The organism is Microbacterium proteolyticum (assembly GCF_030818075.1).
Taxonomy (GTDB): Bacteria; Actinomycetota; Actinomycetes; order Actinomycetales; family Microbacteriaceae; genus Microbacterium; species Microbacterium proteolyticum_A.
The window spans coordinates 1,819,865-1,844,756 of the sequence record NZ_JAUSZZ010000001.1; the positions used below are offsets into that span (position 1 = coordinate 1,819,865).

Genomic DNA, 24,892 nt, shown 5'->3' on the forward strand with positions numbered 1-24,892 from the left:
GCGTGATCGGCCGGGCGACGACACCTCTCGCGCCACGGCGAGACCGATCGCGAGCGCCGTTCAGGACATGCGGATCACCTGCGAGGGGCTCTGCCCGTAGTGCTCGCGGTAGTAGCGTGCGAACCGCGAGGCGCTCGAGAACCCCCACCGGCGGGCGACCTCGGTGACGGAGACGGAGCCGCTCACCAGCTCCGCGTGCGCGGCGCTGAGTCGCACGCGGCGCAGGTATTCGGTCGGGGTCGTGTCCAGCTGCCGACGGAACGCGTGCTGCAGTCCTCGTGAGGAGATGCCGGATGCCGCGGCGATGTCCTCGAGGCTGAGCGGTTCGTGCGCGTGCGCCTCGATGTGGGCGATGGCACGCCGGACCGTGCGCGGAGCGGCCGCGCGCTGGTGTGCGCGGGCGACGGCCTCGACGTACGGGGTCGAGAAGGACGTGAGCGTCGTCATCAACGCGTGCCGCTGCAGTTCGGCGGCGACGACCGCGTCGTCGTGCGCGGCCCCGAGCGACGTGGAGACGTGCGCGAAAGTCCGTTCCCACTGCGTCGCCGCGTTGCGATCACGGGGGCGGGGGTCGAGGCGACGCAGCACGAGGCGGTCGTCGCCCGCGGCGATGCGAGCCACGCGCTCGGCGTCGGTGCGGTCGAACACGAAGGCGCGCACGCGCGCCGCCCCCGTCCAGTGCGCGTCGATCCGGCGATCCACCGCCAACCACGGCCGACGGGGCTCGATGCCGTGCGAGGCGGACTCCAGGCGCAGGTCATCGCCCACCATGCGGCACGCCATAAGCTGATCGCTCATCTCGATCGAGGCTCGCACGCTCGCGTTGAGCTCCCAGCCGATCACGGAGAAGCGTTCGAGCTCCACCGAGTTCCAGGTGAACGACACGGTCTTCGGATCGACGTGTTCGAGGCGCGCACTCGGCACGAAGCGGGTCCACACCCGTTCGACGTCGTCCGCCCCGCGTGAGCGGACCTTCATTACATGTCCCATGGTGATCCTTCCGCCGCGGGCGAGATGCGGTGTTCCTGATGCGATGGTCGTGCATTCCGAGGCGGAATCCCCTCGGCGTGGACGGCTGCGGGTCCGGTGTCGCGCGTGTCAAGGGGCGGGCCGGTGGCCGCCTCGCCCTGTGGGATGAAGGCACCGCCGATTCCGGCGGCGACTCGCGTCAGACGGAAGGACCCCCCATGAGCGACGCCTCGATCGACCCGACCACCGCCTCGACGAACCCCGCCACCGATGTGGGCGTCGCGGGTGTGCAGCCGCTGCGCGACGGCGACACCTCCATCGAGCCCGACCCCGCGCTCGACCCGGCGCAGGCCGAGTGGGACGCGACCACCGCCCTCGACGAGGGCGCCGACCCCGACGACATCAACCCCGTCACCGCCACCGGTGCCGACCCGGCCGAGATCCCGGCCGACGACAGCGACATCCCGCTGGAGGACATCCACCCCTTCGCCACCGGAACCGACTCGCAGGGCGAGGACCCGGGCGTCGTGGAGCTCGGCGAAGAGGGCCAGGGCGACCTCGCCCCCGAAGACCTCTGAGCCGTGCGAGCGGCCTCGGGAACCCCGTGAGGGGTCCGGGGCCGCGTCGCGTGCGGGACGCGACCTCGGGACGCCGGCATCCCTTCCCCCGGCAGATGATCGCCGGCCCGTGGGCTCCCGCCCGCGCGGCTCCCGGGACGCGGTCATCGCCCCGGTCCCATCGCGTCGTCGGAGGCGAGCTGTCGCAGCGTCCGCAGCGGCGTCGCCGCGCGCACCACGCGTCGGCCGGCATAGGGCACCCCGCCGGAGAGGCGCATCGCCAGCGCCACCCAGCTCGTCACGCCCCGCTCGGCGACCCAGACCGGTGCCCAGAGGGCGGCCGTCGCGGGAAACGCATTCGTGCCGTGTCCTCGCCGCCGACCCAGCTCCGCCAGGCCGACCGCCACGACGGCCAGCAGAGACAGGATGCCGGGATGCCGACGGGCCGCGAAGACACACGGCGCGATCGAGAGCTCGGCGAGCAGTCGCGCCGGTTGCGCCTGACTGTCGTACGCCTGACGTATCCGCTGCCCCCAGAACCGGCGTGCGGTGGGCGGCCTGCGGATGACGAACAGGTCGCGGCAGCGGCGGACGCGACCACCGCCGGCGCGAACGGTGCGTTCCATCTCGAGGTTCTCGAAGAGCGCATCGACGCCGTATCCGCGGGGCAGAGCGCTGCGCCGAACGGCGTAGGTCCCCGGGAAGTCGCCGGTCGCGGCCCGGTTGATGAGCGAACGCGCCGTGTCCCAGCGCGCATGCCACGGACGAGGGTCGAACACGTTCTGCGGCGCGACCAGGTCGGCATCCGTCGTCTGCGAGACCAGCGCCGCCAGCGTCGCCCGGTCGTGACGGACATCGTCGTCGGCGATGACGACGCACTCGTGCCGGCTGAGCGCCAGACCGCTGACCACCCCGCGAGCCTTGCCGTTCGCGCCGTCGCTGACGGTCGGCGCGACATGACGCACCCCGGGAGGGAACGCCCGCGCGTGGGCGTCGAACAGCGCGGCATCCGACCCGTCGACGACGGTGACATCGATCCACCGCTCGAGATGCCGGAGGTAGTCGACGAGATCGTCGAGTTCGGCGTCGTCGCTCCAGCGCAGGGGGAGAACGTATTCAGCGGCGAGGCGCATCAGTCCTCGGTGCGGAAGCCGGACGCCTTGTGCGTCCCGTCGCAGAACGGCTTGATCGTCGACAGGCCGCAGCGGCAGAGCGCCACGGTGCGGCGCGTGCGCACCACCTCTCGGCCGTCGCTGGTCTGCAGCTGCGCGTCGCCGCGGACCAGGAGTGGTCCGTCCGGATACGCGGTGATCGTGACGGGTGCCTCGCTCATCGCTCGTCCTCCGCGCGCAGCGACGACCCGCCCTGGGCCCAGCTCTCGAGCATGTGCCGACCGACGCGGTCGTCGACCTCGAGACAGGCGGCCGCGCCGAACATGATGTCGGCGAGGAGTTCGGGACGGTCTTCGGCGAGCGCGCCCGCGAGGTCGCGTCCGGCGATCTGCTCGTGCACCGCGTCGGCTTCGACGTGCTCGTCGAAGTACTCGCCCACGTCGTCGCCGAACCCCAGGCGCCGCAGGCCCTCCGCGTAAAGGCGGTTGGGGATCGACGAGGTCATCTCGAATGCGGCGAGGTGTCCGACGATGGCGCCGAGGAGCCGACGGTTCAGGCCGAACATCGACATGGTGTTGTGCGAGGCCAGGGTGACCGCCGGCACGTCGTCGATGTACGCACCGTAGGTGTCGTCGAGTCCGGCGCCGCGCACCGATCGAGCGAAGAGCGCCGCGTGCACGCGGTCGGGGCGACCGCCGCCGTACTCGTCGGACTGGATCTCGACGAGTGCCGCCTTCGGGCGCCCCGTGAGGCGGGGGATCGCCCACGAGTGGGGGTCGGCTTCGCGCAACGTGTAGACGGTGCGCTGCACGAGGAACTCGCTGGCCTGATCGAGCGTGGCTTTGCGGGCGAGATAGCGCGACAGACTGGGCCCGCCCTCGGCGCCGGTGAGGGCGAAGAGCGCGCGGGCGACGGCGTCCGCGGTCGGCTCGGGGAGCGGGGGGACGGCGACGGTGCGGCGCAGGGACTGCTCGAACGCCTGCTCGATCACGCGGCGGGTGGCGATGAGGGAGGGGTCCCACTCGAGGTCGGCGCGGAAGGCGTCGATGGAGCCGTACGCCGAGGCATACAGGGCGAAGAGGGCCAGTTGGAGGTCGTCGTCGCGCTCGATGTCGATTGTCGCCGTCACGGCCGCGTCGGCCAGGACGGTGTGGCCCGTCGCCACCCCGTCGACGAGGTGGTCCAGAACGGCCGCGCTCACGGGTCCGCGAGCGCGGAACGGGACGGTGACAGCGTCGGCGGTGAGGGGAGCGGGAGCAGGTGAAGCGGGGGACACGGACGCACTGTGCGTCCGGACGAGCGCCCGGGCACAGCCCCTTGACAAGTCGGCGGTGCGCGACGGAGGGAGCGGGCCCGGGTGGGACCGCTCCCTCGCTGCGCGCGCCTTACTGCTCGATGAGCTGCGGGGTGCTCTCGTGCGCCTCGATGACGCCGTCGTGGTCGTCGGTCGAGACGGCGATACGGCGCGGCTTCGCCTTCTCGCTGACGGGGATCGTCACGCTCAGCACACCGTTGCGGTACGAGGCGCTGATGCCGTCGGTGTCGATGCCCTGACCGAGGTTGAGCTGACGGACGAAGGATGCCGTCTCGCGCTCGCGCGTGATCCACTTCACGCCGTCACCGGTGCCGAGAGTGCGCTCGGCGCGGATCGTCAGCAGCTGGCCGTCGACGTCGATGTCGACCGAGCCGGGGTCGACCCCCGGCAGGTCGGCGGCGAGCACGTAGTGGTCGCCGTCACGGTAGAGGTCCATCGGCATCCGGCGCGGTCCGCCGCCGCGGCGTGCGTCGAGAAGGGTCGACGCCAGGCGGTCGAGGTCGCGGAAGGGGTCGTAGGTGGCCATGGTCGTTCTCCTTATCGATCGGTCGGGATACGGCATCCCGAGTATCCGGTGAAGTTGAGCCCTATCGGCTCAAGTACGTTCAGATTAGCACTCCGGTGGGGAGAGTGCCAAGACCCGGGCGCGCGATTGTGACGCCCTCGACGACACGCCGCAACCCCCGTGTCCAACCCCCCTCCCCGGTCGTTTCGTAGCCGCACGCGCCGTCGCGGTCGACCGACCGCCCACCCCCGGAACGGTGCGGTGAGGAGCGAAGATGTACTTCCATCGACAAGAACTGCAGCACTCGGCCACCCCCGAGAAGCCCGACGCCGTCTACGCCCGCAAGCTCCAGGAGGTGCTGGGCGGTCAGTACGGTGAGATCTCGGTCGCGATGCAGTATCAGTTCCAGGCCTGGAACATGCACATGCCCGGCAAGTACCGCGACCTGGTGTTCGGTATCGGCGCCGAGGAGATGGGCCACGTCGAGATGCTCGCGATCATGATCGCGCAGCTGCTCGAGAAGGCCCCGCTCGGCATCACCGAGGACGCGGTGCAGGAGGATCCCACCGTCGCCGCGGTGATCGGCGGCACCGACATCCAGCAGGGCATCGTGGCGGGGGCGGGCGCGCGCCCCGTCGACTCGATGGGCAATCCCTGGCAGGGCAGCTTCATCACCGCCAGCGGCAACCTGCTCGCCGACTTCACCGCCAACGCCAACGCCGAGATGCAGGGACGCGTGCAGGTCGCGCGGCTCTACCACCAGACCGACGACCACGGGGTGAAGGACCTGCTCGCCTTCCTGCTGGCGCGCGACACGATGCACCAGAACCAGTGGCTGGCCGCCGCGGCGGAGCTGCAGGAGGAGGGGCTCGAGAAGCTCCCGGTGCCGAGCAACTTCCCCCTCGACAAGGAGGACCGCGACGTGGCGTATCAGTACATCAACTTCAGCGACGGCACGAAGGCCGGCGACGGGCGCTGGGCCTCGGGACCGACGCCCGATGGGAAGGGCGAGTTCTCGTACCTGCCCGAGCCTCCCGCGGGCGTTCCGATGCCCCCGCCCACGCACCCGGATGCGCGGTTCTACGGCACGACCGAGCTGCCGAACACCGTCGAGAAGCTCGCGGGGCGCGCGCAGGACGCGCTGCACAAGGAATGAGCGGAGTGGATGCCGCGGCTCCGGGACCCGGAGCCGCGGTGCACAGCGGGGCGAGCTTCCCCGCGATGCGCGCGGCCAAGGTCCCCCGCTCGCTGGTGGCCGGGCCGTACGGGCATCCCTTCCACCCGGTCGCGGTGACCATCCCCATCGGGGCGTGGTCGTCGAGCCTGGTGTTCGACCTGCTGGGCCTCGCGGCCGACGACCCGCGGTCGTTCGCGGCGGGATCGCGCCGGCTGATCGTGATCGGCCTCGTCGGTGCCGTCGGTGCGTCGGTGCTGGGGCTGATGGACATGTCGCGGATCCCGAAGGGCACCCCGGCACGGCGGACGGCGCTGGTCCACCTCGCGCTCAACGTCACCGCGATGGTGCTGTTCACGCTCAGCCTCGTCGCGCGGATGCTCGACCTCGCCCGTGTGCCGATGGTGGCGTTCCTCCTCAGCCTCATCGCGTCGTCGGGCCTCGGCGTCTCCGGCTGGCTGGGCGGCAAGCTGGCCTACCGCTGGGGCGTGCGCGTCGCGGACGAGAACACGCAGCGCGAAGGGTTCGAGAAGACGTGAGGTCTCGGAGCCCGGGTGCCGTGGCATCCGGGCTCCGACGGCCGCCGGCATGCCGGAGACTCGCGCTGAGTCCCGTCAGCGCGGCCGTCGCAGCGGGATGCGTTTCCAGCCACCGCTCACCGCACCGGGGTCGTGCTGCTCCTCGAGCACGGCGCCGGGCGTCGGTGCGGTGGGTCGCCGGCGCAGGCCGAGCGCGTGCTGCAGCGTGCGGATGAAGCGGTCGTACAGCCGCGGCGCGAAGAACTGCAGCGGACGTGTGACGAACTGGGCCGCCCCCACGCCCACCTCGGAGCGGGGCCCGCGTACGACGCGGACGATCGCGCGCGCGACGCGATCCGCGGCCACCACCGGCGGGAGGGGGAAGGCGGTGCGACCGGTGTAGTTCGCGGCGCGCTGGTAGATGGGCGTGTCGATGCTGGCGGGGAGCACGATCTTCACCCGGATGCCCGGGTGGGCGAGCATCTCCTGCCGCAGCGAGCGGGTGAAGCCGAGGAGCCCGTGCTTGGCCGCGACGTAGGACGAGACGTACGGCCCCGCGACCTGCGAGTACAGCGATCCGACGAATACGATCGTGCCGCCGCCGCGGGCTCGGAAGTGGGGGATCACGGCCCGCGCCGCGCGCATGTGCCCGACGAGGTTCGTCTCGATGACGCGGTCGCGCACGGCATCCGGGGTCTGCTCGACGGAGCCGTAGGCGAAGACGGATGCCGACGCGACCCACACGTCGATGCGCCCGAACCGGGCGACGGCGGCATCCGCTGCCCGGGAGGGACCGTCGGGGTCGGCGAGGTCGAGGGAGAGGGTGTGCACCTCGGCGCCCCGGGCGCGGCAGTCGTCGGCGGCGGATGCCAGGGCCACCTCGTCGCGGGCGACCAGGACGAGTCGCGCGCCCTTCTCGGCGAAGCGCAACGCCGTCGCCCGCCCGATCCCGCGAGAGCCTCCCGTGACGACGACGACCTGCCGCATGCGTCCCCTTTTCGTTCACGTCCCGGGTGGGGATCTGCGACGGACGCTACGGCGCGGCTCGCCGGATGCCGCGGGGGTTGACGCCGATCCGGAAGGAACGACGGCGTCATCCGGCGGCCCGGCTTGTACCGCCCCGGCCTCCACCCCGCAACCCCGTGGGCCGACGCCGCCGACCGCGCGGAGGGTGTGCCGCATGACACGTACCGACCCAGCGAGCGCGGCCCGTCGAGACGGATGCCGCGAGGTCGCCGACGGCGTCGTGATGATCACGCGGGCGGTCACGAACAGCTACCTCCTGGCCACCGACGACGGTCTCGTGCTCATCGACGCGGGGCTGCCCCGCAGCTGGAACCTGCTCGTCGATGCACTCGCCGCACTGCGCAGCACCCCCGACGACCTCGTCTCGGTGTACCTGACCCACGGTCACTTCGACCACGTCGGCACCCTCGAGAGGTTGCAGCGCGAACACCACGTTCCCGTGCACGTGCACGCCGCCGACGCGCCGCTCGTGCGGCATCCGTATCGGTACGACCGGGAATCCCCGCGCAGTCTGTACGCCCTGCGGCACCCCGGCGGTCTGCCCAGTCTCGCCCGCATGACGCTCGCCGGCGCGCTCGGGGTCCGCGGAGTCGAGGCGCGGGGCGACGTGTCGCACGGGGTCGCCGTTCTCGGCGGCCTGATGCCGATCGCGACCCCGGGCCACACGTACGGTCATGTCGCCTTCCACCTGCCTGACCGCGACGTGCTGTTCGCCGGTGATGCGCTCGTGACGTTCGACCCGTACACCGGCCGCGCCGGACCGCAGATCGTCGCTCGCGCCGCCACCGCCGACAGCCGCGCCGCCCTGGCGGCGCTGCCCGACCTCAGCGCGACCGGGGCATCCACGGTGCTCCCCGGGCACGGCGACGCCTGGATGCGTGGCATCCGGGAGGCCGTGTCGGGGGCGCTCGCGATCGGCCCGCACTGACCAGGCTGCACCCCGCACCACGAAGGAGACCGACATGAGAGCGATGACCTACCGCGGACCGTACAAGGTGCGCGTCGAGAACAAGCCCGATCCGCGGATCGAGCATCCGAACGACGCGATCGTGCGCGTCGAGCGGGCGGCGATCTGCGGCTCCGACCTTCACCTGTATCACGGCATGATCCCCGACACCCGCATCGGTCACACCTTCGGGCACGAGTTCATCGGCCGGGTCGAGGAGGTCGGCTCGTCGGTGGAGAACCTGTCGGTCGGCGACCGGGTGATGGTGCCGTTCAACATCTTCTGCGGCACGTGCTTCTTCTGCGCGCGGGGTCTGTTCAGCAACTGCCACAACGTCAACGCCAACGCCACGGCGGTCGGCGGCATCTACGGCTACTCGCACACCGCGCCGGCTACGACGGCGGACAGGCGGAGCTCGTGCGCGTCCCGTTCGCCGATGTCGGCCCCCGGATCATCCCCGACTGGCTGCACGACGAAGACGCGCTGCTGCTGACCGACGCCTTCACGACCGGGTACTTCGGTGCGCAACTCGGCGACATCGTCGAGGGCGACACGGTCGTGGTGTTCGGTGCGGGACCCGTGGGGCTCGCGGCAGCACGTTCGTCGTGGCTCATGGGCGCGGGTCGCGTGGTCGTCATCGATCAGCTGCAGGAGCGTCTCGAGATGGCCCGCACGTTCGCTCTCGCCGAGACGATCGACTACCGCGAGCACCGCGACATCGTGGTGGAGCTGAAGCGTCAGACCGACTGGGTGGGAGCTGACGTCGTCATCGACGCGGTCGGCGCCGAGGCCGACGGGCATTTCCTGCAGCACGTCACCAGCGCCAAGCTCAAGCTGCAGGGCGGTTCGCCCATCGCGCTGAACTGGGCCATCGATTCCGTGCGCAAGGGCGGCAACGTCTCGGTCATCGGGGCCTACGGGCCGCTGTTCTCGGCGGTGAAGTTCGGCGATGCGATGAACAAGGGCCTGACCATTCGCACGAACCAGGCCCCGGTCGCCCGTCAGTGGCCGCGTCTGCTGGAGCACATCCAGGCGGGGCGCATATCGCCGCGCGAGATGATCACGCACCGCATCCCCCTCGAGCACATCGCCGAGGGCTACCACATGGTCTCGAGCAAGATCGACGGTCTGGTCAAGGCCGTCATCCTTCCCCCGGCCGCCTGAGAGGAGCCCGATCATGGCCTACACCGCTGAAAAGCCCACGCCCCCGCCGAGCGCCGAGGAGCTTCGTGCGCGCATTCCGGGCTGGGGTGCCGATCTCGACCCCGCCGACCGTCCGTCGTATCCGAAGGATCAGGCGATCGAGGTCGGTGCCCATTGGACCTTCCCGGAGGAGCAGCCCGTCCCTCCCGGCGGCCGCGAACGATCCATCGAGCACGGCCGACTCACCCCGGTCTTCGGCACCGCGCAGCCGCTGCACGGTGCCTCCGGCGCCATCCGCCGCTTCGCGTACGCACGGTTCAGCGAGGCCCGCGCCGCCCACTGGCTGCTGCTCGTCGCGGCCGACCGGGTGGATGCCGGGGGTGCGCACGTGCGGTCGTTGCTGTCCCGGCATCCCGACAATCCGATCACCGAGACCGGCATCCTCGCCGAGCGACGGTGGTCGCCGATCGGCGGGCGCCTCGGCCGCGCCGACCTCCGCCACCAGTGGATGGATCCCGTCATCGTGGCGGGACCGTGGATCCTCGCCGTCGTGGGGGTGGTGGCGGTCGCGCGGCGCGTTCTGCATCGCCGGTGACCGGCGGTCGCGCCCACGCGGGCCGAGTCGTCGCGCGGAGAGGGGCGTCGACACGCCGGGAGACGGGCATCGGAACGGGCGGGTCGGCCCGCGGCTCCGTGCGGCGGACCCGCGCGCGGCCGCGCACCCACCCGTGCCTGCGTCCTCCCGCGCGCGGTAGCGTCGTCGGATGACGGATGCCACGGCGACACCGCCCCGAGGGGCGTCGCCCGTGCGGTCGCTGTGGGGCGCGACGCACCCGGGGCCCACCCTGGTGGTCACCGTCCTCTCGCTCGCGCTCGGCATCGCGGCGGGGGTGGAGCCCGTGCCGCTGGGGCTGCTCGTGGCCGCCGTCTTCGCTGGTCAGGTGTCGGTGGGACTCTCGAACGATGCGATCGACGCCGCCCGCGATGCCGCTGTGGGCCGCACCGACAAGCCCGTCGCCGGGGGAGCGATCGCGGCCGACCGGGCGCTCGCCGTCGCCGTGGGCGCGGTCGTCGTCGCGCTCGTGCTGTCGGTGCCGCTCGGCCCGGGGCTCCTCGCCGCCCACGCGATCGCCCTCGCCTCCGCGTGGGCGTACAACGCCGGACTCAAGGCGACACCGTTCTCGATCGCCCCGTTCCTGCTGAGCTTCGGTCTCTTCCCCTCCTTCGCGACGCTGTCCACGTCGACGCCCGCACTCGCCGCCGGATGGGCGACGGTCGCCGGTGCGGCGCTCGGGGCGGCCGTGCACCTGACCAATGTCGTGCGCGACCTCGACGACGACCGTCGCACCGGCATCCGGGGTCTTCCGCATCGCCTCGGCGCGCGCGCGTCGGTGCTCCTCGCCGCCGTCGGCATGGTGGTCGGGGCGCTCGCCGTGCTGCTCGGTGCGGGGGCGAACGCCATCGGCATCCTGTTCTTCGTCGCGGTCGCAGCCGTCGCGCTGGCGACCGCGGTGCTGGTGCTGGTGCGGCCCCCTGGCCGGGCGGTGTTCCAGCTCACGATGCTCGCGGCGCTGCTGCTCGCCGCGCAGCTCGTCGTCGCCTGACCTCGTCCGCCGCATCGCGGGGCGGCACGTCCGCTCAGGTGCCCGGGGCCGCCCGGTCGAGGCGCATGGCGTACGCCCGCGTGAAGACGCCCGCGCCGGGACCGCGCAGCATCGTCCGCAGCGCAGCGGTGCGCATGGCATGGGCGAGCGGGCCCGCGGCGCGCCCCAGCACCGTGTTGAGGGACGCCAGCCGCGCGGCGTGCCGGGCCGAGGCGAGCCGGTCGCGCTCCCACTGCGCGAGCGGGGTGTCGTCGCCCCGGCGCACCCAGGGCGCGAGGAGCGGCGCGAGCGTGAGGGCGTCGAGCAGCCCCAGGTTCATGCCCTGACCGCCGATCGGGCTCACCTCGTGGCCGGCGTCGCCCACGACGACGATGCGCCCGCGTCGGAGCGCCGGAGCGACCGCCCGTCGCACGCCGAACGTCGAGGCGCCCGCGATGTCGACGGCGACCCCGGCGCGGGCGGCGACGGCATCGCGGAGGAAGGAGTCGGCATCCGTGACCTCGTCCGATCCTGCCCACGCCACGAGCCGCCGACGGCCCCCGGGAAGCGGGAACGACTCCACGACGCCGCCGCGCTCGAGGTGCACGCGCGCCACCGGACCCCCGGATGCCTCGACGTCGGCCATGACGTAACGGTCGGGGTAGTGGTGCGTCCGCACGGCGCCGGGACGGTAGACGAGCTCGCGCCCCGCCCATCCGGACGCCACGACGACCACGCCGGCGCGCGTCTCGGCGGGCCCGTCGGGTCCCGAGGACGCGACCCGCACGGCGTCGCGCTCGGGATGCAGCGACGTGACGACGACGCCGCGCCGGACGGGTGGTGCAAAGGCGGTGAGCACCCGCATCGTGTCGCTCTGGGGGAGCGCGGCGACGTAGGGATGCCGGGCGCGCAGCCGGTCGAAGCGGATCGCGGCCAGCAGCCGCCCGTCGGCGCGCGCCTCGCCCCGCTCGATCCGCACCGCCTCGGCCCGGATGCCGTCGGTCGCGCCGCAGCTCTCGAGCAGGGCGAGGGCGGGGGAGTGGATGCCGATGGCCCGCGTTCCGCCCCCATCGCTGTCGACCCGCCGGTCGACGACCTCGACATCGATGCCCCGGGCGCGCAGGTCGGCGGACAGCGCCAGGCCCACCGGACCGGCACCGACGACGAGCACCTCAGGCATCGGCCCGCCCTTGGGCGTCGCCGCGCGCCCCGCCGGACACCGCGGCATCCTCGGCCTCCTCGGCCTCCGCATCCGCCCGGCCGCGCGCGACCGCGAGCAGGCGGAACGGCGCCGGGGTCTGCACCTGCCAGGGGGTTGCCGAGGGCGGCGGCGAGCTCGGGTTCGCGGTAGCTGCGGCGGATCGAGCGCAGCCCGTCCACCCGCAGGAACGTCCCGGCCGCCAGGGGAGTGATGCCCACCGCGTACAGGCCGTAGGCCAGGCGTCCGCGCGCGATGTCGGCGTGCAGCACCGCGCCGCGCGAGAGCGCGAGCGAGTCGTCGGCGAACGCGCGCAGCTCTGCCGCGTCGAGGTGGTGGAGCACGTGGTTGCTCACGACGAGGTCGAACTTCTCGCCCGCCGCGAGGAGCTCGCGCGAACCCGCCGCGACGAAGCGCCCCCCCGGCCGGCTGCGTTCGCGGGCGGCCTCGAGCGCGCGGGGGTCGGGGTCGGCGCCCACCCATTCCACATCGAGGCCGTCGCGCGCGGCGAGGCCGGCGAGACGGACCACCACGTCGCCCCCGCCGCAGCCGAGGTCGAGCACTCGGGCGGGGCGGGCGAGAGCGCGCAGCTCCGGCCGCACGCGCGTGCGGTAGACGCGCCCCCACGCCGACACGAGCCGGTTCACCGTGTCGAACCGGCGGTAGGTGGCTGCCAGGGCACGCGGGTCGCAGTCGGGGTCGTCCATGAGCTCGGTCAGAGCCGTGTCGCGCCGCGCGAGCCCGTGGCCGGCGCGAGTGCTCACGCCGTCGCGCGGCGGACGGTGATCTTCGCCGCCTCCACCGTGAGCCCCGGTCCGAACGCCAGCGCAGCCACCTGATCGCCCTCGATGCGGGCGCCGTCGGCGAGCAGGTCGCGCAGGATGAACAGCAGCGTCGCGCTCGACATGTTGCCGTGGCGGCGCAGCACGTCGCGCGAGGGCGCGAGGGCTGCGGCATCCAGGCCCAGGGCGTTCTCCACTCGGTCGAGGATGCTGCGCCCGCCCGGGTGCACCGCCCACGCGTCGACCCGGTCGAGATCTCCCACCACATCGGCGGCGATGGCCGAGATCTCCCGCCCGATGATGCGCGGCACCTCGGGGGTCAGCGTCATCTCGAACCCCGAATCGCCCACGGTCCAGGCCATGTCCTTCTCGCCCTCGTCGGTGACGTGGGTGGCGAACCCGTCCAGGTCGAGGCCGTCGTGCGAGGAGTCTCCGGATGCCACGACCGCGGCGCCGGCGCCGTCGGCGAACACCGAGGCGGCGACGATCTGGTCGGGGTGCGACGAGGTCTGCCAGTGCAGGGAGCACAGCTCCGCGCAGGCGACCAGCACGACGGCGGTGGGATCGGCGGTGACGATGCGTGCCGCGAGGCGCAGCGCCGGGATGGCGGCCGCGCAGCCGATGAAGCCGAGGTGGTAGCGCTCGACGCTCGGCGAGAGGCCGAGGTCGCGCACGAGGTGGTAGTCGGGGCCCGGGGCGAACATGCCGGTGCACGACACCGTGACGACGTGGGTCACGGCATCCCGCCCGTATCCCGACCCGGCGATCGCCGCGCGCGAGGCCTCCGCGAACAGGGCGGGCGCGGTACGGCGGTACTCGTCGTTGCGGGCGCCGGTGGGGGGCATGAGCAGGGTGTCGCCGTCGCGCACGCCGAGGCCGTCGCCGGCTCGCCCGGCCAGCTGCGGCAGCACCACGTGCCGGGTGTCGATCGCGGCGGCGTCGAAGGCCGCGCCCACCAGACGTTGGCTCTTCCGGTCGAAGCCGGGCTGCGCGGCGAACAGGTCGCGCAGGGTGGCCTGCTCCACGCGCGTGTCGGGCAGCGCCGTGCCGATCGAGAGGATGCGCGCGGTCATGTCTCACTGTAGGCATGCCCTCCGGCACCCGGCGCGGGGATGGCGCGCCGTGGGCACGGCGTCTATGGTGCCGTGCGACCCGAGAGCGTGCGGGTCGTCTCGCGTCCGGTCACGGGTTGTCAACCGGGTGAAGGGGAAGGTCTCGGCGGGCCTACGGTGGCGCTTCCTCTCGAAAGGATGCCGCCATGACCGGTCCCCGCCGTACCGACCCCACGCGGGTGAGGAACCAGAACGCCGTGCAGAGTCCCGACCGCCGCGTCTGGCTGCTCGCGTCCGGTCTCCTCGCCCTCATCGCGATCGTGCTGTTCGCCTTCTCGATCCCCATCGTTGCCGCGTGGGCGTGGATCGGCATCGCCTTCCAGGTCGCGATCTTCGCGGCGCTCCTCGTCAACGGCCTCGGCGGGCGCCGCAGTGCGTACCAGGGCTACATCTTCGCCGTGCTCTTCTGCGTTCAGGCCGCCGTGGCGCTCCTGGTGATCGTGGTCATCGCGATCGCGGCCTGGCGGCCGGCGGGCTGAGCGTCCGCACCGACGCGACGAGCGCCGCCCGGGGGATGCGGGCGGCGCTCGTCGCGTTCGTCGCGGTGGGGCCGGTCAGAGGATGGGCCTGCCGCCCGTGACGGCGACGCGGGCGCCGGAGACGTAGCTGGCCTCGTCGGAGGCGAGCAGCACGTACACCGGCGCGAGTTCGGCGGGCTGGCCGGGGCGTCCCATCGGCACCTGCTGGCCGAAGCTCTCCACCTTCTCAGGCGGCATCGTCGCGGGGATGAGTGGCGTCCACACCGGACCCGGCGCGACGCTGTTGGCCCGGATGCCGCGCTCCGCGAGCAACTGCGCGAGGGAGGCGGTCATGTTGGCGATCGCCGCCTTGGTCGCTGCGTACGGCAGCAGCTGCGGCGAGGGCATGTCGGAGTTCACGGAGCTCGACGCGATGATCGACGCGCCTTCCTTCAGGTGCGGCAGGGCGGCCTTGACGAGGTGGAAGTACGCGCTGACGTTCGTCGCCCACGTGTAGTCCCACTCGCTGTCCTCGATCTCTTCGAGGGTGTCGTGGCTCATCTGGAAAGCGGCGTTCACGACGAGCACGTCGAGCTTTCCGAGGTGCTGCACCGTCTGCGCGACGAGGTCGCGGCAGTGCGCGGGGTCGGACACGTCGCCGGGCAGCAGGATCGCGCGGCGGCCGGCGTCCTCGACGAACCGGCGGGCCTCCTCGGCATCCTCGTGTTCGTTCAGATAGGCGATCGCGACATCCGCGCCCTCGCGGGCGTATGCCAGGGCGACGGCCTTGCCGATGCCGCTGTCGCCGCCGGTGATCAGCGCGACCTTGCCGTCGAGACGGCCGGAGCCGCGGTAGCTGTCCACGCCGTAATCGGGCCGCGGGTCCATCTCGTGATCGGAACCGGGCACCTCTTGCTGCTGGGCGGGCTGTGACATCTCTGCCTCCTCGGGGTCGGGTCCCCCACTCCACCCGCCCGGCGAGGTGCGCGCACGAGGGTTGACAGCCCTGCGGCGCGTCAGAGCACGCGCGCGCCCGTCCCGTGCGGCACGGGATCGATGTCGAACTCGAACGGCGAGGGTGCACCGCTCCAGAGGTCGAGGTCGAGGGCGTCGGGCAGGGCGAGATGCTCGCCGTGCACGAGGGTGATCGCGTCGGGAAGGCGGATGCCGGATGTCATGGCATCCACGATCCGCCCCCGACCCTGAGGTCCGCACCGTTCGTCCGCGACGTCGGCGCAAGATGTCCGCAAGGGCGCCCCGGGTCAGGCCGCGAGGGCCTCGGGCAGGAGCAGCCCGGCGATGGCGCCGCGGTAGTCGTCGATCATGCGGCGGCGGTCGAGGCGCGGGCGGGCGTCGAGGGCCGCCGCGCGCAGAGCCGTGCGGCACGCCAGCGCGTCGTCCCACGCCGCGGCGACGGCATCCTCGTCGCGGGGGGTGATCAGCCCGAAGCCGTGCACCACGCGCGCGGCGTCGCCCACGTCGGTGGTCACGGGCACGGCTCCGGATGCCGCCCCCTCGGCCAGGCACAACGGCGACGCCTCACCGAAGGCGCTGGTGAGGGCGACGACGTCGGCGGCGCGGTAGAGCTCGGGCATGTCTTCGCGGAGCCCCAGCGGATGCAGATTCGCTCCGGCATCCACGCCGCTCTCCGCCCGCAGGGCGAGGAAGGCGGGATTGTCGGTGGTCATGCCCGCCCCGCAGACGACGTAGTGCGCCGCCGGTGTGCGGCGCGCGTGGCGGGCGACGGCCCGCAGGAACAGCCCCGGGTCCTTCATCGCGTCGAAGCGCGCGGCGAGCATGATGACGGGCGCGGCTTCCGTGATGCCGAGGTCGGCGCGGATGCGTCGACGCTCGGCGCGCGTGCCCGGGCGGAAGCGGCGCGTGTCGATGCCGTTGCCGATGACCCAGGAGTTCTCGGCGGCGACGCCCGCGCGGGCGTACGCGGCGGCGGTGGACTCCGCGCACGCGATCGTGGCCGTCACGGCGCCCGACGCGGCCGCATCGCCCAGCCAGCCGAGGGCGGGACCCGAATGGGTCGGGTCGGAGCGGTGGAGGCACGCGGCCACGGGGCGGTCGGGGAGAAGCCCCGCGCGCTGCAGGGCGACGACGAGGCTCAGGGGCTGCTCCTTGAGCGACAGGACGACGTCCGCCTCGGCGATGAGCGCCGCGGCGCGGTGCAGTTCCTCACGCGTGAACTCCTCGGGAGCGAGGGGACGGTCCCCGGCGATGCGATCGAAGGTGTCGATGGACACCCCCGCGGCGCGCAGCCGGCGGAAGCGGGTGTCGTCACGCGCGAGTTGCAGGGAGGCGTCGCGTCGGGCCGCCGACGTCAGGGAGAGCACGCGGTGCTGTTGCCGCCCGTCGCGGGCCAGGCCCGCCACCACGTCGGAGTGCAGGATGCGGGCGCCTCCGGCGAAGAAGCCCTCGTACAACGACAGCACACGGACGGGTCGAGTCATCGGGGCGCCTCCGGGGTGGGGATCCAGCACCGCGGTCGCGGTCGTCCCATGCTGCGGTCTCGGCCCCGAGTCGTGGGTTACGCCCGGACGACCATCCAGTGAACGCCCGGTCACGCCCCCGTGCACCGCGAAAACCGACGCGCCGACCCCCGGGGAAAGGGGGCCGACGCGTCGGGGGCGGCTGGTGGGTCAGGTGCGGCGCGTGGGCGCCTCCGCGTCACCGACGACGCGGCGACGCGGCCACGGCCGGCGCGACCGCGGGACGCCGGCACAACACGTACCGGCGTCCCGCGGCGCCCCTCACGCGTCGCGGACGGTGCCCCCGGCATCCTGCGCGCGGTCGCGCACGGTCGAGGCGGCGTCCGCAGACTCGTCTTTGACGTGTGCGACGGCTTCGGTGGCGCGGTCCTTCACAGCGGCCGCGGCATCCTGCACCGGCTCCTTCAGGTCGTCGGCGATCTCCCGGGCGACGTCTTTCGCCTGGTCCACCAGCGGCTGCGCCTTGTCCTTCGCCTTCGCGGCCGCGTCGCGCTCGGCGCTGCTGGCCGGGATGAGCGACGCGAGCACGAGACCGGCGCCGAACGCGACGAGTCCGACGGCGAGAGGATTGCCCTTCGCCTTGTCGGTCGCGTGGTGGGCTGCGTCGCCGGCATGGTGGACGAGATCGGATGCCGCCGACCCGGTGTCGTCGGCGACGCCCATCACGTGATCCCGCACCCGGCCCACAGCGGCCTGCACCTTGTTCTTCTGGCGCTCGACGATCTTCGCGGGCGTCACCTTGTCGGCGAGGGCGTCCACATCGGACCCCAGCTCGGCGCGCGTGCGCTCGATGTCGGCGCGGATGGCCTCCGGTGAATCGGTCATCGGTTCTCCTCGTTCCTGGTGAATGTTTCCGGGATCTCCTGCAGGGTCGCCGCCGTCTGCGGCACGCCCTGCACCTTCTTCAGCTGGGTGCGACCGACCGTGAACAGGATGGCGCCGATCACGGCCCAGATCACGGCGACGATCACGGCCGACCAGCCCTCGCCCACGAGAGTCGCGAGAGCGGCCCACAGGGCGATCGACAGGAAGAGCACGGCCATCCCGGCGGCGTACCCGGCACCGCCCAGCAGGCCTGCGCCCTTCGCCGACTGCGTCGCCGACTCACGGACCTCGGCTTTGGCGAGCGCGAGTTCCTGCCGCATGAGCGTCGACATGTCGCGGGTGACCTCGCCGACGAGCTCGCCGAGCGACGTGGTCGCGGCGCGTCGTTCAGACGGTGTCGGATCGGTCATGCGATCCCTCCTCACGGGTGCCCTCGAGCCGGGCCGCCGACTCGCTGTACAGCGGCGGGTCGCCCCCGTCGACGTCGGCGATCAGTCCGGTGTCGTCCCGGCCCGATCCGACGAACGCGGTGTCGCCGACGACACCGTCGGGGGCCGTGGCCTCGAACGGCGGGGTGCTCGTCGCGACGCCGCCGGCAACGGGCGCCGCTGCGCCGGGCAGCGGAGGCGGGTTCCCGACCGATCGTGCTGCCGCGTCGGCCTGTGCGAAGCGGGGACCACCCAGAGAGCCCGACTCACCCGACGACGACCCGGATGCCGCGCCGGCGGCGATGGCGCGGCTGAGGCGCCCCACCACCACGCCCGCGATGGCGGCGACGGCGATGAAGGTGCCGGGGCGGCGCCGCGCGAACGACGTCACCTCCTGCAGCAGCTGCTGCGGGTCGCGGTCGCCCAGCCATCCGCCCACCGTGGAGAGGTGTCCTGCGGCCCGACGGACCAGGTCACCCGCCATTCCGCCGTTCTCGTCGGCGTCTGCCATGCGTGACAGGTCGCTGCCGATCGAGCCCAGCCCGTCGGCCAGCCGACGCTGCTGGGTCGCCGCCTGGTCCGACAGCTCCCTGCCCGACTGGGAGACGATCTCGCCGAACCTCGCCTTGGCCTCGCCCGCGACGGCGGCCGCCTCGTGCTTGCCGGTCTCGGCGACGCCGCGAGCGGCGTCGCCCGCGGTGCGGGTCACCTCCGATGCCTCGTGCGCAGCGGTCTTCGCCTTCGCGGCCCCGCCGGTGTCCTCGTCGTTCGACATGTTGATCTGCGACATGGTCGCTCCTTCCGTCTGTCTGACGGGCTCCGGTTTAGGGGCGCGAGCAGTGGTCTGCCGCGGGCCTTGCGTCGCCTCCGGTCGCGTGCAACGCGCGAGACGGCCGTCCGTCAGCGCCATCCGGCCAGCGCCATGCCGACGCGCCGGAGCGCAAGCGGCGCGTGCTCCAAGCGGAACTGGGTACGATCGGGCGTCGTGCACACCTCATCCGGGACTTCCGCGTCACCCGTCATCGGGTCGACGCTCGGGCGTGCCCTCCTCGCCTACGGGGAGGCGCGCCGCATCGCCGCGGCCGAGGCGCGCCGCGAGCTGGCCCTCAACGAGCTGGACGCACGCGCTCTGCTCTTCGTCGCCGAGAATCCGGGGGCACGCCCCTCGCACGTGCGCGACCACCTGGGCATCACCTCGGCCGGCGTGACGACCTTGATCGACCGTCTCGTCCAGCGCGGCGCGGTCCGGCGAGACCTCGACGACGACGACCGTCGCGTCAACCACATCACGGCGACGGTCGACCTCGACACCCCGCCCTGGTGCGCGCTGCGCGCCTTCGACGCGCGCATCGAGGAGGCGATCGCCGACGTCGATACCGCCGACGCGAGACGGATGGCCGCCCTCCTGGCTCTGATCGTCGAGGCCGTGGGGCGCTGACGACGTCTTCGGCCGCCCGGTCCTCAGGCCGCCGAGGGGTCGGCCGGGTCCTGCGGTCACCGAGGGTCAGCCCGGTCTTCCGGTGGCCGAGGGGTCAGCCGGGTCCTGCGGTCGCCGAGGGTCAGTCGCGAGCCGCGGCGAGGAAAGCTTCGGAGCGCGCCTGCAGGAAAGAGCAGAGCGCTGCAAGGGTGGAGAGTTCGCCGGCCAGGGCCATCACGCGGCCGGCCGGCAGGGGAGCGGCGTCTTCACGCGGCTCGAAGGTGACGGCCCACTGCGTCGATCCCTCCTCCGCACCGGGTGCGACGTAGAACGTCGTCGACACGCTCCGTAGACGCGCGGCGATCAGACCGGCGTCCTCCCCGTCTTCGCTGTCCTGGGGGATCACGCGGAGAATCGCCGCATCGTCGAAACCGAGGGCGCGGAAATCATCGACCCATGTCTGCAGCGTCGTCATTGTGCGAAACGGCATGGGAATCCCTTCGAGGCGAGTGCCGCGTCGCGGCGCTCCTCATTATGACGGGACAGCTGCGCCTCGACCGGCGTCACGCGCTTCGCTTTGATATCCCACGCTCGGCCTCCCCGGCAGATCTCGCCGCGGAGCCCGCCCGGCAGGTGCGCCCGGCGGACGCAGGCCAGAGCGCGGTCAGGGGCACGGGAATTGCGCGTCGCGGACGGTTCCTCGCGTGTCGCGTCCCTCTTATGCGAAATACGCACCAAAGTCGACGCACAGGTTACGGTGGAATGCGGGTGCGGGGGCGTGGGCTCGATCCGGGGCCCGTTGCGACGACGGCGTGAGAGCGTTCCCATACCTTCTCCACCGGGGCGGCGCAATGGACTTGCCGCACATTCTCGGACGATTTAGGAAACACCCGTGGAGCACACCAACATCGAAACGCGCGACGCGGAGACCGTCGAGCATCTCTGGCAGACCATCGTCCCGGGGGCGCGCATCTCGCGCGCCGAAGCCATCCAGCCGGCGCTCGCCTGGCACGCGGTGTCCGATCCCGGATTCGGTTTCTGCGACTACACGGTGGGCTCCACGATGCTCGTCGAGAACGACCCGCGAGACCAGGTCGTGGTCGGCCGCATCGCAGGTCCCCGGGTGGCGGGGACCTACCGGCGGGAGCGTATCGACACGGCGGTGCCGTTCATGGTCGTAGACCGCCCTCTCGAGGTCGCGTTCACGGGCCGCATCGCCGGCACCGCGGTGTCGTTCGCGCGATCGGAGTTCGACGATGCTGCGCGCCGACTGTCGGGTGACGACACCCTCCGCGTGCGCCCCACCGGCTACGCCCCCGTGAGCGAGCAGCGATTGCGGTACTGGACGCGCACGTGGGAGTTCGCCCGCGACGTGCTGCTGCGCTCGCCCGAGCGCACCCCGATCATCGAACAGCAGGCGCGCGCCTTGATCCTCGAGGCATCCCTCCTCACCTTCCCGACCACGTTCACCGACGCGCTCGCCGCGGGTCGCCCGTCGCGGCCGCTTCCGGCACCGGTGCGTCGCGCCAAGGCCTTCGTCGAGGCGCACGCGGCGGAGCCGGTCGTGCTCGCCGACATCGCCCAGGCGGCGCGCCTGTCGCCTCGCGGCCTGCAGTACGCCTTCCGCGCGGCGACCGGGCGCACCCCCATGCAGTACCTCCGCCGGGTGCGACTCGACGCCGCGCGCGCGGAGCTGCGCAGCGCCGACCCGTCGGTCGAGACCGTCGCCGCCGTCGCGGCCCGATGGGGCTTCTCCAACCTCGGTCGCTTCGCCGCGATGTACCGCGCCGAGTTCGGCGAGACCCCGTCCACGACGCTCCGCTCCTGAGCCGCTCACGACATCGGCGAGGGCAGGACCGGACTGTTCGCTGTCAGTCGGGCCAGCACGCGGTGTGCGAGCTTCATGAACTCGGTCGTGGCGGGGGAGACGGCTCCACCGCGCCGGGTGATGAAGGCGTAGTGCTCGTTGAATGCCGGCGTCAGCGTCGTCCACTGCAGTCCTCGCTCGGCGATCACCGATCGCCCGACGTGGTACGACACGAGAGAGTCGCCCACCCCCTGCGCGGCGAGCTCGAGCGCATGTGTCTGGAACTCGACCTCGATGATGGGGGTCAACGCCCGCCCGGCGGCCTGGGCGCGTTGGAGGATCGACACTCGCAAAGGGTCATCCTGTGACCAGCGCGCCTCGGAAAGGATGAGGGGGCGGGACGCGAGGGTCTCGATCGCGACCGGCTCTGCGGTGTGAGAGGGGTTCCGGGACACATAGACGACCTGGTCGACGAAGACGCTCTGCGAGACGACGAGGTCGCGGTCGTCCACCGGCAGCTGGACCAAGCCCGCCTCGAGCTCGCCCCCTCGCACGGCGTCGGCGACCTCCGCCGAGTTCAGCCCGGTCACACGGATGCGCACTCCCGGGTGCTGCTCATGGAACTCGCGGATGAGGTCGGTCAGCAGATACAGGTGTGCGCTGTTGAAGGTGCCGAACGATACGGTGCCCTCTTCGATGCTCTTGACGCGCCGACCGAAGTCGGCCAGTTCGACCACGTCGTTCACCGCGCGTTCGGCCAGCGGCAGCAGCTGTCGGCCCGCCTCGGTGAGGGTCAGTCTCCGCCCCGTGCGGCTGAATAGGCGCAGACCGAGGTTCTGTTCCAGCACCGCGATCTGCTCCGAGAGGCTGGGTTGTGCAATGCGGTGCTCTGCCGAAGCCGCGGCGAACGTGCCGACGCGGGCGGCGGTGACGAAGTACTCCAGCTGTCGAACGGTGGGGAGGGGCATGCGTGTACTCCAAGGTTTTTCCTGTGCTCACCATAGCGAAACAAGTCTGGCTCTAACGCCGCGTCGTTGGTGCACTGGTTCCAGGTCGTAACCGATACGAACGGAGATAGGGAATGCACGGAACGGCGGGTGTCGCCCTCATCACCGGCGCCGCGAGCGGGATGGGCGCGAGCGCCGTGGCCCTTTTTCTCGAGCGGGGGTACCGGGTTCTGGGAATCGATGTGACGTCGACCTCGGCGCCGCGCGGGTTCGACGCGTCGTACGTCTCGGTCGTCGCCGACGTGCGGTCCCGTCCCGCGCTCGAGCAGGCCATCGACGGCGCCCTCGAACTCGAGGACTCCATCGATGTGGTCGCCAATATCGCGGGCGTCTACCCGCCGACGACGCTCGAGACGTACGACGAGGAGACTTTCCACCGCATCTTCGACATCAACGTGCTCGGCATCCTGAACGTCATCGCCGCGGCCCGTCCGCGGCTGGTCCGCGGGGCCTCGATCGTCAACTTCGCCTCGGTGGACGCGTTCGAGGTCTCGCGCGGACAGCTGCTGTATGGCGCCTCGAAGGCGGCGGTGGTCATGCTCACCAAGTCGCTCGCCCTGGAGCTTGCGGGTGACGGCATCCGCGTCAACGGCATCGCCCCCGGGTGGGTCGCGACCCCGGGGAACGCCGCGACGGGACGAATGGATGCCGCTGCGGCATCCATTCCTCTCGGACGGGTGGCTCAGCCCGAGGAGATCGCCGCGTGGGTGTGGCTCGTCTCACAGCCGGACTACGGCGCCTTCCTGACGGGGGAGACCATTGTGCTCTCCGGCGGGGATGTCCTGCGATGACGGCCCCGCTCGTCGTGCTCACCGGCGCCGCCCGGGGACAGGGGGCTGCCCACGCCGAACTGCTCGTGGGCCGGGGGTACGCCGTCCTCGTCGCGGACGTCCGCGACGAAGAGGGTGAAGCGACCGCGAGAGGCCTGCGCGCCGTGGGAGCCGACGCGACGTACCGGCACCTCGACGTGACGTCCGAGGCCGACTGGTCCGCGCTCGCCGCAGACATCCGCACCAGTGGGGCGTCACTGCGCGGCCTCGTGAACAACGCGGGCATCCTGCGCCATCACGTCATCGCCGAGACGTCTGTCGACGAGTGGGAGCAGCAGTTCGCGGTGAACGCCCGCAGCGCTTTCCTCGGCATCCGGGCTCTTGCTCCGCTCATGGCCGACGGAGGCTCGATCGTCAACGTCTCGTCAACGGCTGCGCTGGTCGGCGCGACCGGCTACGCGGCGTACTCCGCGTCGAAGGCTGCGCTGCTCGGCCTGACCCGCGCCGCCGCCGTCGAATTGGCGCCTCGGGTCCGGGTCAATGCCATCTGTCCCGGCGGCGTCGCCACCGCGATGAACGACGACGAACCCGCGGGAGGGTCGAGCTCGGCCGCTCCGCTCGGCCGGCGCGCCCGGGTCGATGAGATCTCTCCCCTCGTGGCTTATCTCATCAGCGACGACGCCGCTTTCATGACCGGCTCCGCCCTCACCATCGACGGCGGTCTGACCGCCGCGTGAGAACCGCACCACCCGCACCTCGCACCCGACTGCTTCACCCGAACCGCTCCACCCGACCCGAAGGAACAGCACGATGACTCGCCCCCTGCCCCGCCGCTCCATGCTCCGTCGCCCCCTCCCCGCCCTCGCCCTGCTGGCCGTGGCTGGTGTCGCTTTCACCGGCTGCGCGTCTGCCGCTCCTGCCTCCACGGTCGCGGCTGACTGCACGCCGGCGGACGAAGGGCTCACGACCTTCACGGCCGGAACCCTCACCGTCGGCGTTCCTGAGAACCCGCCGTACACCCAGACCGATGGCTCCGGTGGGGCCTCCGGCATCGAGATCGACATCATCGAGAAGCTCGCCGATGCCGAGTGCCTCGCCGTCAGCTACGTGCCGATCACCTACGCCAACGGCATCCCGATGATCACCGAGCAGAAGAAGACCGACATCATCACCGGCGGATGGTACGTCACGCCCACGCGTGCCGAGCAGGTCGGGTTCACCACCCCGACGATGTACGACACCATGGGCGTCGTCTCCAAGGCCGGCATCGACACCGTCGACGAGCTCGAGACGGTCGGCACCGTCGGCACCGGCACGGGCTTCTCGTGGAACGAAGAGCTCGCACCCCTGCTCGGCAGCACGCTGCAGCAGTACCCCGGCACCGTGGAGATGAAGCAGGACCTCGTCGCCGGTCGCATCCAGGCCGCCCTCGACGGCTACGCGGTCGCCGTGGCCGCGTACGCCGACACCGACTACAAGGTCGAGCCCATCCAGGCCGACCCCCGTGTGTCGATCACCCAGTCGAAGCCGCTGATCGCCTTCCCCGTCTCGAAGGACAACTCCGCGCTGTCCGACGCCTTCAGCGCGCTCATCGACGAGTACCGCACCGACGGCACGCTCGCCGACCTGCTGGCCGCCTACGACCTGCCGGCCGACCTGCTGGTGCCCGCCGACGCCGCGGCGACCTCCATTCGATGACCCGCCGGGGCGCCCACCGCGCGCGGGCGCCCCGTTCCCCCAGA

Annotated in this window: 28 protein-coding genes and 2 pseudogenes; 13 read left to right on the forward strand and 17 right to left on the reverse strand. The window is 72.2% G+C overall.

All coding sequences use genetic code 11. From position 1 onward, the window contains the following. Positions 1-60: 60 nt before the first annotated feature. Positions 61-978 (reverse strand): helix-turn-helix transcriptional regulator, encoded by a 918-nt coding sequence (locus tag QE392_RS08400; protein WP_307450609.1) that lies wholly within the window; start codon positions 976-978, stop codon positions 61-63. A 209-nt stretch (positions 979-1,187) separates the two neighbouring features. On the opposite strand from QE392_RS08400, the gene QE392_RS08405 reads away from it, so the two are divergent. Further along, positions 1,188-1,547: a sugar ABC transporter ATPase gene (locus QE392_RS08405; protein WP_307450611.1), complete on the forward strand. Its 360-nt coding sequence runs from the start codon at positions 1,188-1,190 to the stop codon at positions 1,545-1,547. 143 nt (positions 1,548-1,690) lie between these two features. Here QE392_RS08405 and QE392_RS08410 read toward each other — a convergent pair whose 3' ends face one another. The 4 genes from QE392_RS08410 to QE392_RS08425 all read right to left on the reverse strand — a co-directional run bounded on the left by QE392_RS08410 (position 1,691) and on the right by QE392_RS08425 (position 4,479). Then, on the reverse strand, positions 1,691-2,659 hold the full coding sequence (locus tag QE392_RS08410) for a glycosyltransferase (protein ID WP_307450613.1): 969 nt from the start codon (positions 2,657-2,659) through the stop codon (positions 1,691-1,693). Further along, positions 2,659-2,859 carry a CDGSH iron-sulfur domain-containing protein gene (locus QE392_RS08415; RefSeq protein WP_307450615.1) on the reverse strand — a complete coding sequence of 67 codons (201 nt, stop codon included), beginning with the start codon at positions 2,857-2,859 and terminating at the stop codon, positions 2,659-2,661. The genes QE392_RS08410 and QE392_RS08415 overlap by 1 nt, the downstream gene beginning before the upstream one ends. Then, positions 2,856-3,914 (reverse strand): iron-containing redox enzyme family protein, encoded by a 1,059-nt coding sequence (locus QE392_RS08420; RefSeq protein WP_373426452.1) that lies wholly within the window; start codon positions 3,912-3,914, stop codon positions 2,856-2,858. The genes QE392_RS08415 and QE392_RS08420 overlap by 4 nt, the downstream gene beginning before the upstream one ends. Positions 3,915-4,023: 109 nt before the next feature. Then, complete coding sequence (locus QE392_RS08425) at positions 4,024-4,479, reverse strand: Hsp20/alpha crystallin family protein (protein ID WP_307450618.1); 456 nt, start codon at positions 4,477-4,479, stop codon at positions 4,024-4,026. A gap of 253 nt (positions 4,480-4,732) precedes the next feature. On the opposite strand from QE392_RS08425, the gene QE392_RS08430 reads away from it, so the two are divergent. Next, on the forward strand, positions 4,733-5,614 hold the full coding sequence (locus QE392_RS08430; RefSeq protein WP_307450621.1) for a manganese catalase family protein: 882 nt from the start codon (positions 4,733-4,735) through the stop codon (positions 5,612-5,614). After that, positions 5,611-6,171: a DUF2231 domain-containing protein gene (locus QE392_RS08435; RefSeq protein ID WP_307450623.1), complete on the forward strand. Its 561-nt coding sequence runs from the start codon at positions 5,611-5,613 to the stop codon at positions 6,169-6,171. The genes QE392_RS08430 and QE392_RS08435 overlap by 4 nt, the downstream gene beginning before the upstream one ends. Positions 6,172-6,246: 75 nt before the next feature. Here the strand turns inward: QE392_RS08435 and QE392_RS08440 are convergent, their stop codons facing one another. Continuing rightward, the gene (locus tag QE392_RS08440; protein ID WP_307450625.1) at positions 6,247-7,137 is read right to left on the reverse strand and encodes an SDR family NAD(P)-dependent oxidoreductase; all 891 of its coding nucleotides are present in this window, start codon (positions 7,135-7,137) and stop codon (positions 6,247-6,249) included. 193 nt (positions 7,138-7,330) lie between these two features. Here QE392_RS08440 and QE392_RS08445 point away from each other — a divergent pair, with 193 nt between their 5' ends. From QE392_RS08445 to QE392_RS08460, 4 genes and pseudogenes are all read left to right on the forward strand, one after another. Beyond that, on the forward strand, positions 7,331-8,104 hold the full coding sequence (locus QE392_RS08445) for an MBL fold metallo-hydrolase (protein WP_307450627.1): 774 nt from the start codon (positions 7,331-7,333) through the stop codon (positions 8,102-8,104). Positions 8,105-8,138: 34 nt separating this feature from the next. After that, positions 8,139-9,286 (forward strand): annotated as a pseudogene (locus QE392_RS08450) (zinc-dependent alcohol dehydrogenase). Between the two features lie 13 nt (positions 9,287-9,299). Continuing rightward, positions 9,300-9,860, forward strand: coding sequence for a hypothetical protein (locus tag QE392_RS08455; RefSeq protein ID WP_307450629.1), 561 nt, complete (start codon positions 9,300-9,302; stop codon positions 9,858-9,860). Positions 9,861-10,029: 169 nt separating this feature from the next. Further along, positions 10,030-10,869, forward strand: a complete 840-nt coding sequence (locus QE392_RS08460) for a UbiA family prenyltransferase (protein ID WP_307450632.1) — start codon at positions 10,030-10,032, stop codon at positions 10,867-10,869. A 34-nt stretch (positions 10,870-10,903) separates the two neighbouring features. On the opposite strand, the gene QE392_RS08465 is transcribed toward QE392_RS08460, so the two are convergent. The 3 genes and pseudogenes from QE392_RS08465 to QE392_RS08480 form a co-directional block, all read right to left on the reverse strand. After that, positions 10,904-12,028: an FAD-dependent oxidoreductase gene (locus QE392_RS08465; protein WP_307450634.1), complete on the reverse strand. Its 1,125-nt coding sequence runs from the start codon at positions 12,026-12,028 to the stop codon at positions 10,904-10,906. After that, positions 12,021-12,753 (reverse strand): annotated as a pseudogene (locus tag QE392_RS08475) (methyltransferase domain-containing protein). Before QE392_RS08475 ends, QE392_RS08465 begins: the two are co-directional and overlap by 8 nt. Before the next feature lie 53 nt (positions 12,754-12,806). Further along, a complete protein-coding gene (locus QE392_RS08480) occupies positions 12,807-13,901 on the reverse strand; it encodes a type III polyketide synthase (RefSeq protein WP_307450638.1) in 1,095 nt (364 codons plus the stop codon). A 185-nt stretch (positions 13,902-14,086) separates the two neighbouring features. Here QE392_RS08480 and QE392_RS08485 point away from each other — a divergent pair, with 185 nt between their 5' ends. After that, positions 14,087-14,419 (forward strand): hypothetical protein, encoded by a 333-nt coding sequence (locus QE392_RS08485; protein ID WP_307450640.1) that lies wholly within the window; start codon positions 14,087-14,089, stop codon positions 14,417-14,419. Positions 14,420-14,494: 75 nt separating this feature from the next. On the opposite strand, the gene QE392_RS08490 is transcribed toward QE392_RS08485, so the two are convergent. The 6 genes from QE392_RS08490 to QE392_RS08515 all read right to left on the reverse strand — a co-directional run bounded on the left by QE392_RS08490 (position 14,495) and on the right by QE392_RS08515 (position 18,939). Continuing rightward, positions 14,495-15,334: an SDR family oxidoreductase gene (locus tag QE392_RS08490; protein WP_307450642.1), complete on the reverse strand. Its 840-nt coding sequence runs from the start codon at positions 15,332-15,334 to the stop codon at positions 14,495-14,497. A gap of 80 nt (positions 15,335-15,414) precedes the next feature. Beyond that, positions 15,415-15,576, reverse strand: a complete 162-nt coding sequence (locus tag QE392_RS08495; protein WP_307450644.1) for a hypothetical protein — start codon at positions 15,574-15,576, stop codon at positions 15,415-15,417. 84 nt (positions 15,577-15,660) lie between these two features. Next, positions 15,661-16,857, reverse strand: a complete 1,197-nt coding sequence (locus tag QE392_RS08500; protein WP_307450646.1) for a glycosyltransferase — start codon at positions 16,855-16,857, stop codon at positions 15,661-15,663. Between the two features lie 300 nt (positions 16,858-17,157). Further along, the gene (locus QE392_RS08505) at positions 17,158-17,721 is read right to left on the reverse strand and encodes a DUF3618 domain-containing protein (protein WP_307450648.1); all 564 of its coding nucleotides are present in this window, start codon (positions 17,719-17,721) and stop codon (positions 17,158-17,160) included. Beyond that, entirely contained in the window at positions 17,718-18,131 is a 414-nt protein-coding gene (locus QE392_RS08510; RefSeq protein WP_307450650.1) for a phage holin family protein, read from the reverse strand. The genes QE392_RS08505 and QE392_RS08510 overlap by 4 nt, the downstream gene beginning before the upstream one ends. Further along, positions 18,109-18,939: a hypothetical protein gene (locus QE392_RS08515; protein ID WP_307450653.1), complete on the reverse strand. Its 831-nt coding sequence runs from the start codon at positions 18,937-18,939 to the stop codon at positions 18,109-18,111. The genes QE392_RS08510 and QE392_RS08515 overlap by 23 nt, the downstream gene beginning before the upstream one ends. A gap of 195 nt (positions 18,940-19,134) precedes the next feature. Here QE392_RS08515 and QE392_RS08520 point away from each other — a divergent pair, with 195 nt between their 5' ends. Beyond that, on the forward strand, positions 19,135-19,587 hold the full coding sequence (locus QE392_RS08520; protein WP_307450655.1) for a MarR family transcriptional regulator: 453 nt from the start codon (positions 19,135-19,137) through the stop codon (positions 19,585-19,587). 121 nt (positions 19,588-19,708) lie between these two features. On the opposite strand, the gene QE392_RS08525 is transcribed toward QE392_RS08520, so the two are convergent. Further along, the gene (locus tag QE392_RS08525; protein ID WP_307450658.1) at positions 19,709-20,056 is read right to left on the reverse strand and encodes a hypothetical protein; all 348 of its coding nucleotides are present in this window, start codon (positions 20,054-20,056) and stop codon (positions 19,709-19,711) included. A gap of 402 nt (positions 20,057-20,458) precedes the next feature. Between QE392_RS08525 and QE392_RS08530 the strand changes: the two genes are divergently transcribed. Then, on the forward strand, positions 20,459-21,394 hold the full coding sequence (locus tag QE392_RS08530; protein ID WP_307450660.1) for an AraC family transcriptional regulator: 936 nt from the start codon (positions 20,459-20,461) through the stop codon (positions 21,392-21,394). A gap of 5 nt (positions 21,395-21,399) precedes the next feature. Here QE392_RS08530 and QE392_RS08535 read toward each other — a convergent pair whose 3' ends face one another. Further along, positions 21,400-22,341, reverse strand: coding sequence for a LysR family transcriptional regulator (locus QE392_RS08535; RefSeq protein ID WP_307450663.1), 942 nt, complete (start codon positions 22,339-22,341; stop codon positions 21,400-21,402). Between the two features lie 113 nt (positions 22,342-22,454). Here QE392_RS08535 and QE392_RS08540 point away from each other — a divergent pair, with 113 nt between their 5' ends. The 3 genes from QE392_RS08540 (at position 22,455) to QE392_RS08550 (ending at position 24,848) form a co-directional block, all read left to right on the forward strand. Beyond that, positions 22,455-23,171 carry an SDR family NAD(P)-dependent oxidoreductase gene (locus QE392_RS08540; RefSeq protein ID WP_307450665.1) on the forward strand — a complete coding sequence of 239 codons (717 nt, stop codon included), beginning with the start codon at positions 22,455-22,457 and terminating at the stop codon, positions 23,169-23,171. Continuing rightward, entirely contained in the window at positions 23,168-23,887 is a 720-nt protein-coding gene (locus tag QE392_RS08545) for an SDR family NAD(P)-dependent oxidoreductase (RefSeq protein ID WP_307450667.1), read from the forward strand. Before QE392_RS08540 ends, QE392_RS08545 begins: the two co-directional genes overlap by 4 nt. Positions 23,888-23,960: 73 nt before the next feature. Further along, complete coding sequence (locus QE392_RS08550) at positions 23,961-24,848, forward strand: substrate-binding periplasmic protein (RefSeq protein WP_307450669.1); 888 nt, start codon at positions 23,961-23,963, stop codon at positions 24,846-24,848. Positions 24,849-24,892: the final 44 nt, after the last annotated feature.

Excerpts from the sequence above, each read along its gene's own strand:
- QE392_RS08400 (WP_307450609.1), bottom strand. The coding sequence starts at position 978 with ATGAAGGTCCGCTCACGCGGGGCGGACGACGTCGAACGGGTGTGGACC.
- QE392_RS08405 (WP_307450611.1), top strand. The coding sequence starts at position 1,188 with ATGAGCGACGCCTCGATCGACCCGACCACCGCCTCGACGAACCCCGCC.
- QE392_RS08410 (WP_307450613.1), bottom strand. The coding sequence starts at position 2,659 with ATGCGCCTCGCCGCTGAATACGTTCTCCCCCTGCGCTGGAGCGACGAC.
- QE392_RS08415 (WP_307450615.1), bottom strand. The coding sequence starts at position 2,859 with ATGAGCGAGGCACCCGTCACGATCACCGCGTATCCGGACGGACCACTC.
- QE392_RS08425 (WP_307450618.1), bottom strand. The coding sequence starts at position 4,479 with ATGGCCACCTACGACCCCTTCCGCGACCTCGACCGCCTGGCGTCGACC.
- QE392_RS08430 (WP_307450621.1), top strand. The coding sequence starts at position 4,733 with ATGTACTTCCATCGACAAGAACTGCAGCACTCGGCCACCCCCGAGAAG.
- QE392_RS08435 (WP_307450623.1), top strand. The coding sequence starts at position 5,611 with ATGAGCGGAGTGGATGCCGCGGCTCCGGGACCCGGAGCCGCGGTGCAC.
- QE392_RS08440 (WP_307450625.1), bottom strand. The coding sequence starts at position 7,137 with ATGCGGCAGGTCGTCGTCGTCACGGGAGGCTCTCGCGGGATCGGGCGG.
- QE392_RS08445 (WP_307450627.1), top strand. The coding sequence starts at position 7,331 with ATGACACGTACCGACCCAGCGAGCGCGGCCCGTCGAGACGGATGCCGC.
- QE392_RS08455 (WP_307450629.1), top strand. The coding sequence starts at position 9,300 with ATGGCCTACACCGCTGAAAAGCCCACGCCCCCGCCGAGCGCCGAGGAG.
- QE392_RS08460 (WP_307450632.1), top strand. The coding sequence starts at position 10,030 with ATGACGGATGCCACGGCGACACCGCCCCGAGGGGCGTCGCCCGTGCGG.
- QE392_RS08465 (WP_307450634.1), bottom strand. The coding sequence starts at position 12,028 with ATGCCTGAGGTGCTCGTCGTCGGTGCCGGTCCGGTGGGCCTGGCGCTG.
- QE392_RS08480 (WP_307450638.1), bottom strand. The coding sequence starts at position 13,901 with ATGACCGCGCGCATCCTCTCGATCGGCACGGCGCTGCCCGACACGCGC.
- QE392_RS08485 (WP_307450640.1), top strand. The coding sequence starts at position 14,087 with ATGACCGGTCCCCGCCGTACCGACCCCACGCGGGTGAGGAACCAGAAC.
- QE392_RS08490 (WP_307450642.1), bottom strand. The coding sequence starts at position 15,334 with ATGTCACAGCCCGCCCAGCAGCAAGAGGTGCCCGGTTCCGATCACGAG.
- QE392_RS08495 (WP_307450644.1), bottom strand. The coding sequence starts at position 15,576 with ATGACATCCGGCATCCGCCTTCCCGACGCGATCACCCTCGTGCACGGC.
- QE392_RS08500 (WP_307450646.1), bottom strand. The coding sequence starts at position 16,857 with ATGACTCGACCCGTCCGTGTGCTGTCGTTGTACGAGGGCTTCTTCGCC.
- QE392_RS08505 (WP_307450648.1), bottom strand. The coding sequence starts at position 17,721 with ATGACCGATTCACCGGAGGCCATCCGCGCCGACATCGAGCGCACGCGC.
- QE392_RS08510 (WP_307450650.1), bottom strand. The coding sequence starts at position 18,131 with ATGACCGATCCGACACCGTCTGAACGACGCGCCGCGACCACGTCGCTC.
- QE392_RS08515 (WP_307450653.1), bottom strand. The coding sequence starts at position 18,939 with ATGTCGCAGATCAACATGTCGAACGACGAGGACACCGGCGGGGCCGCG.
- QE392_RS08525 (WP_307450658.1), bottom strand. The coding sequence starts at position 20,056 with ATGCCGTTTCGCACAATGACGACGCTGCAGACATGGGTCGATGATTTC.
- QE392_RS08535 (WP_307450663.1), bottom strand. The coding sequence starts at position 22,341 with ATGCCCCTCCCCACCGTTCGACAGCTGGAGTACTTCGTCACCGCCGCC.
- QE392_RS08540 (WP_307450665.1), top strand. The coding sequence starts at position 22,455 with ATGCACGGAACGGCGGGTGTCGCCCTCATCACCGGCGCCGCGAGCGGG.
- QE392_RS08545 (WP_307450667.1), top strand. The coding sequence starts at position 23,168 with ATGACGGCCCCGCTCGTCGTGCTCACCGGCGCCGCCCGGGGACAGGGG.
- QE392_RS08550 (WP_307450669.1), top strand. The coding sequence starts at position 23,961 with ATGACTCGCCCCCTGCCCCGCCGCTCCATGCTCCGTCGCCCCCTCCCC.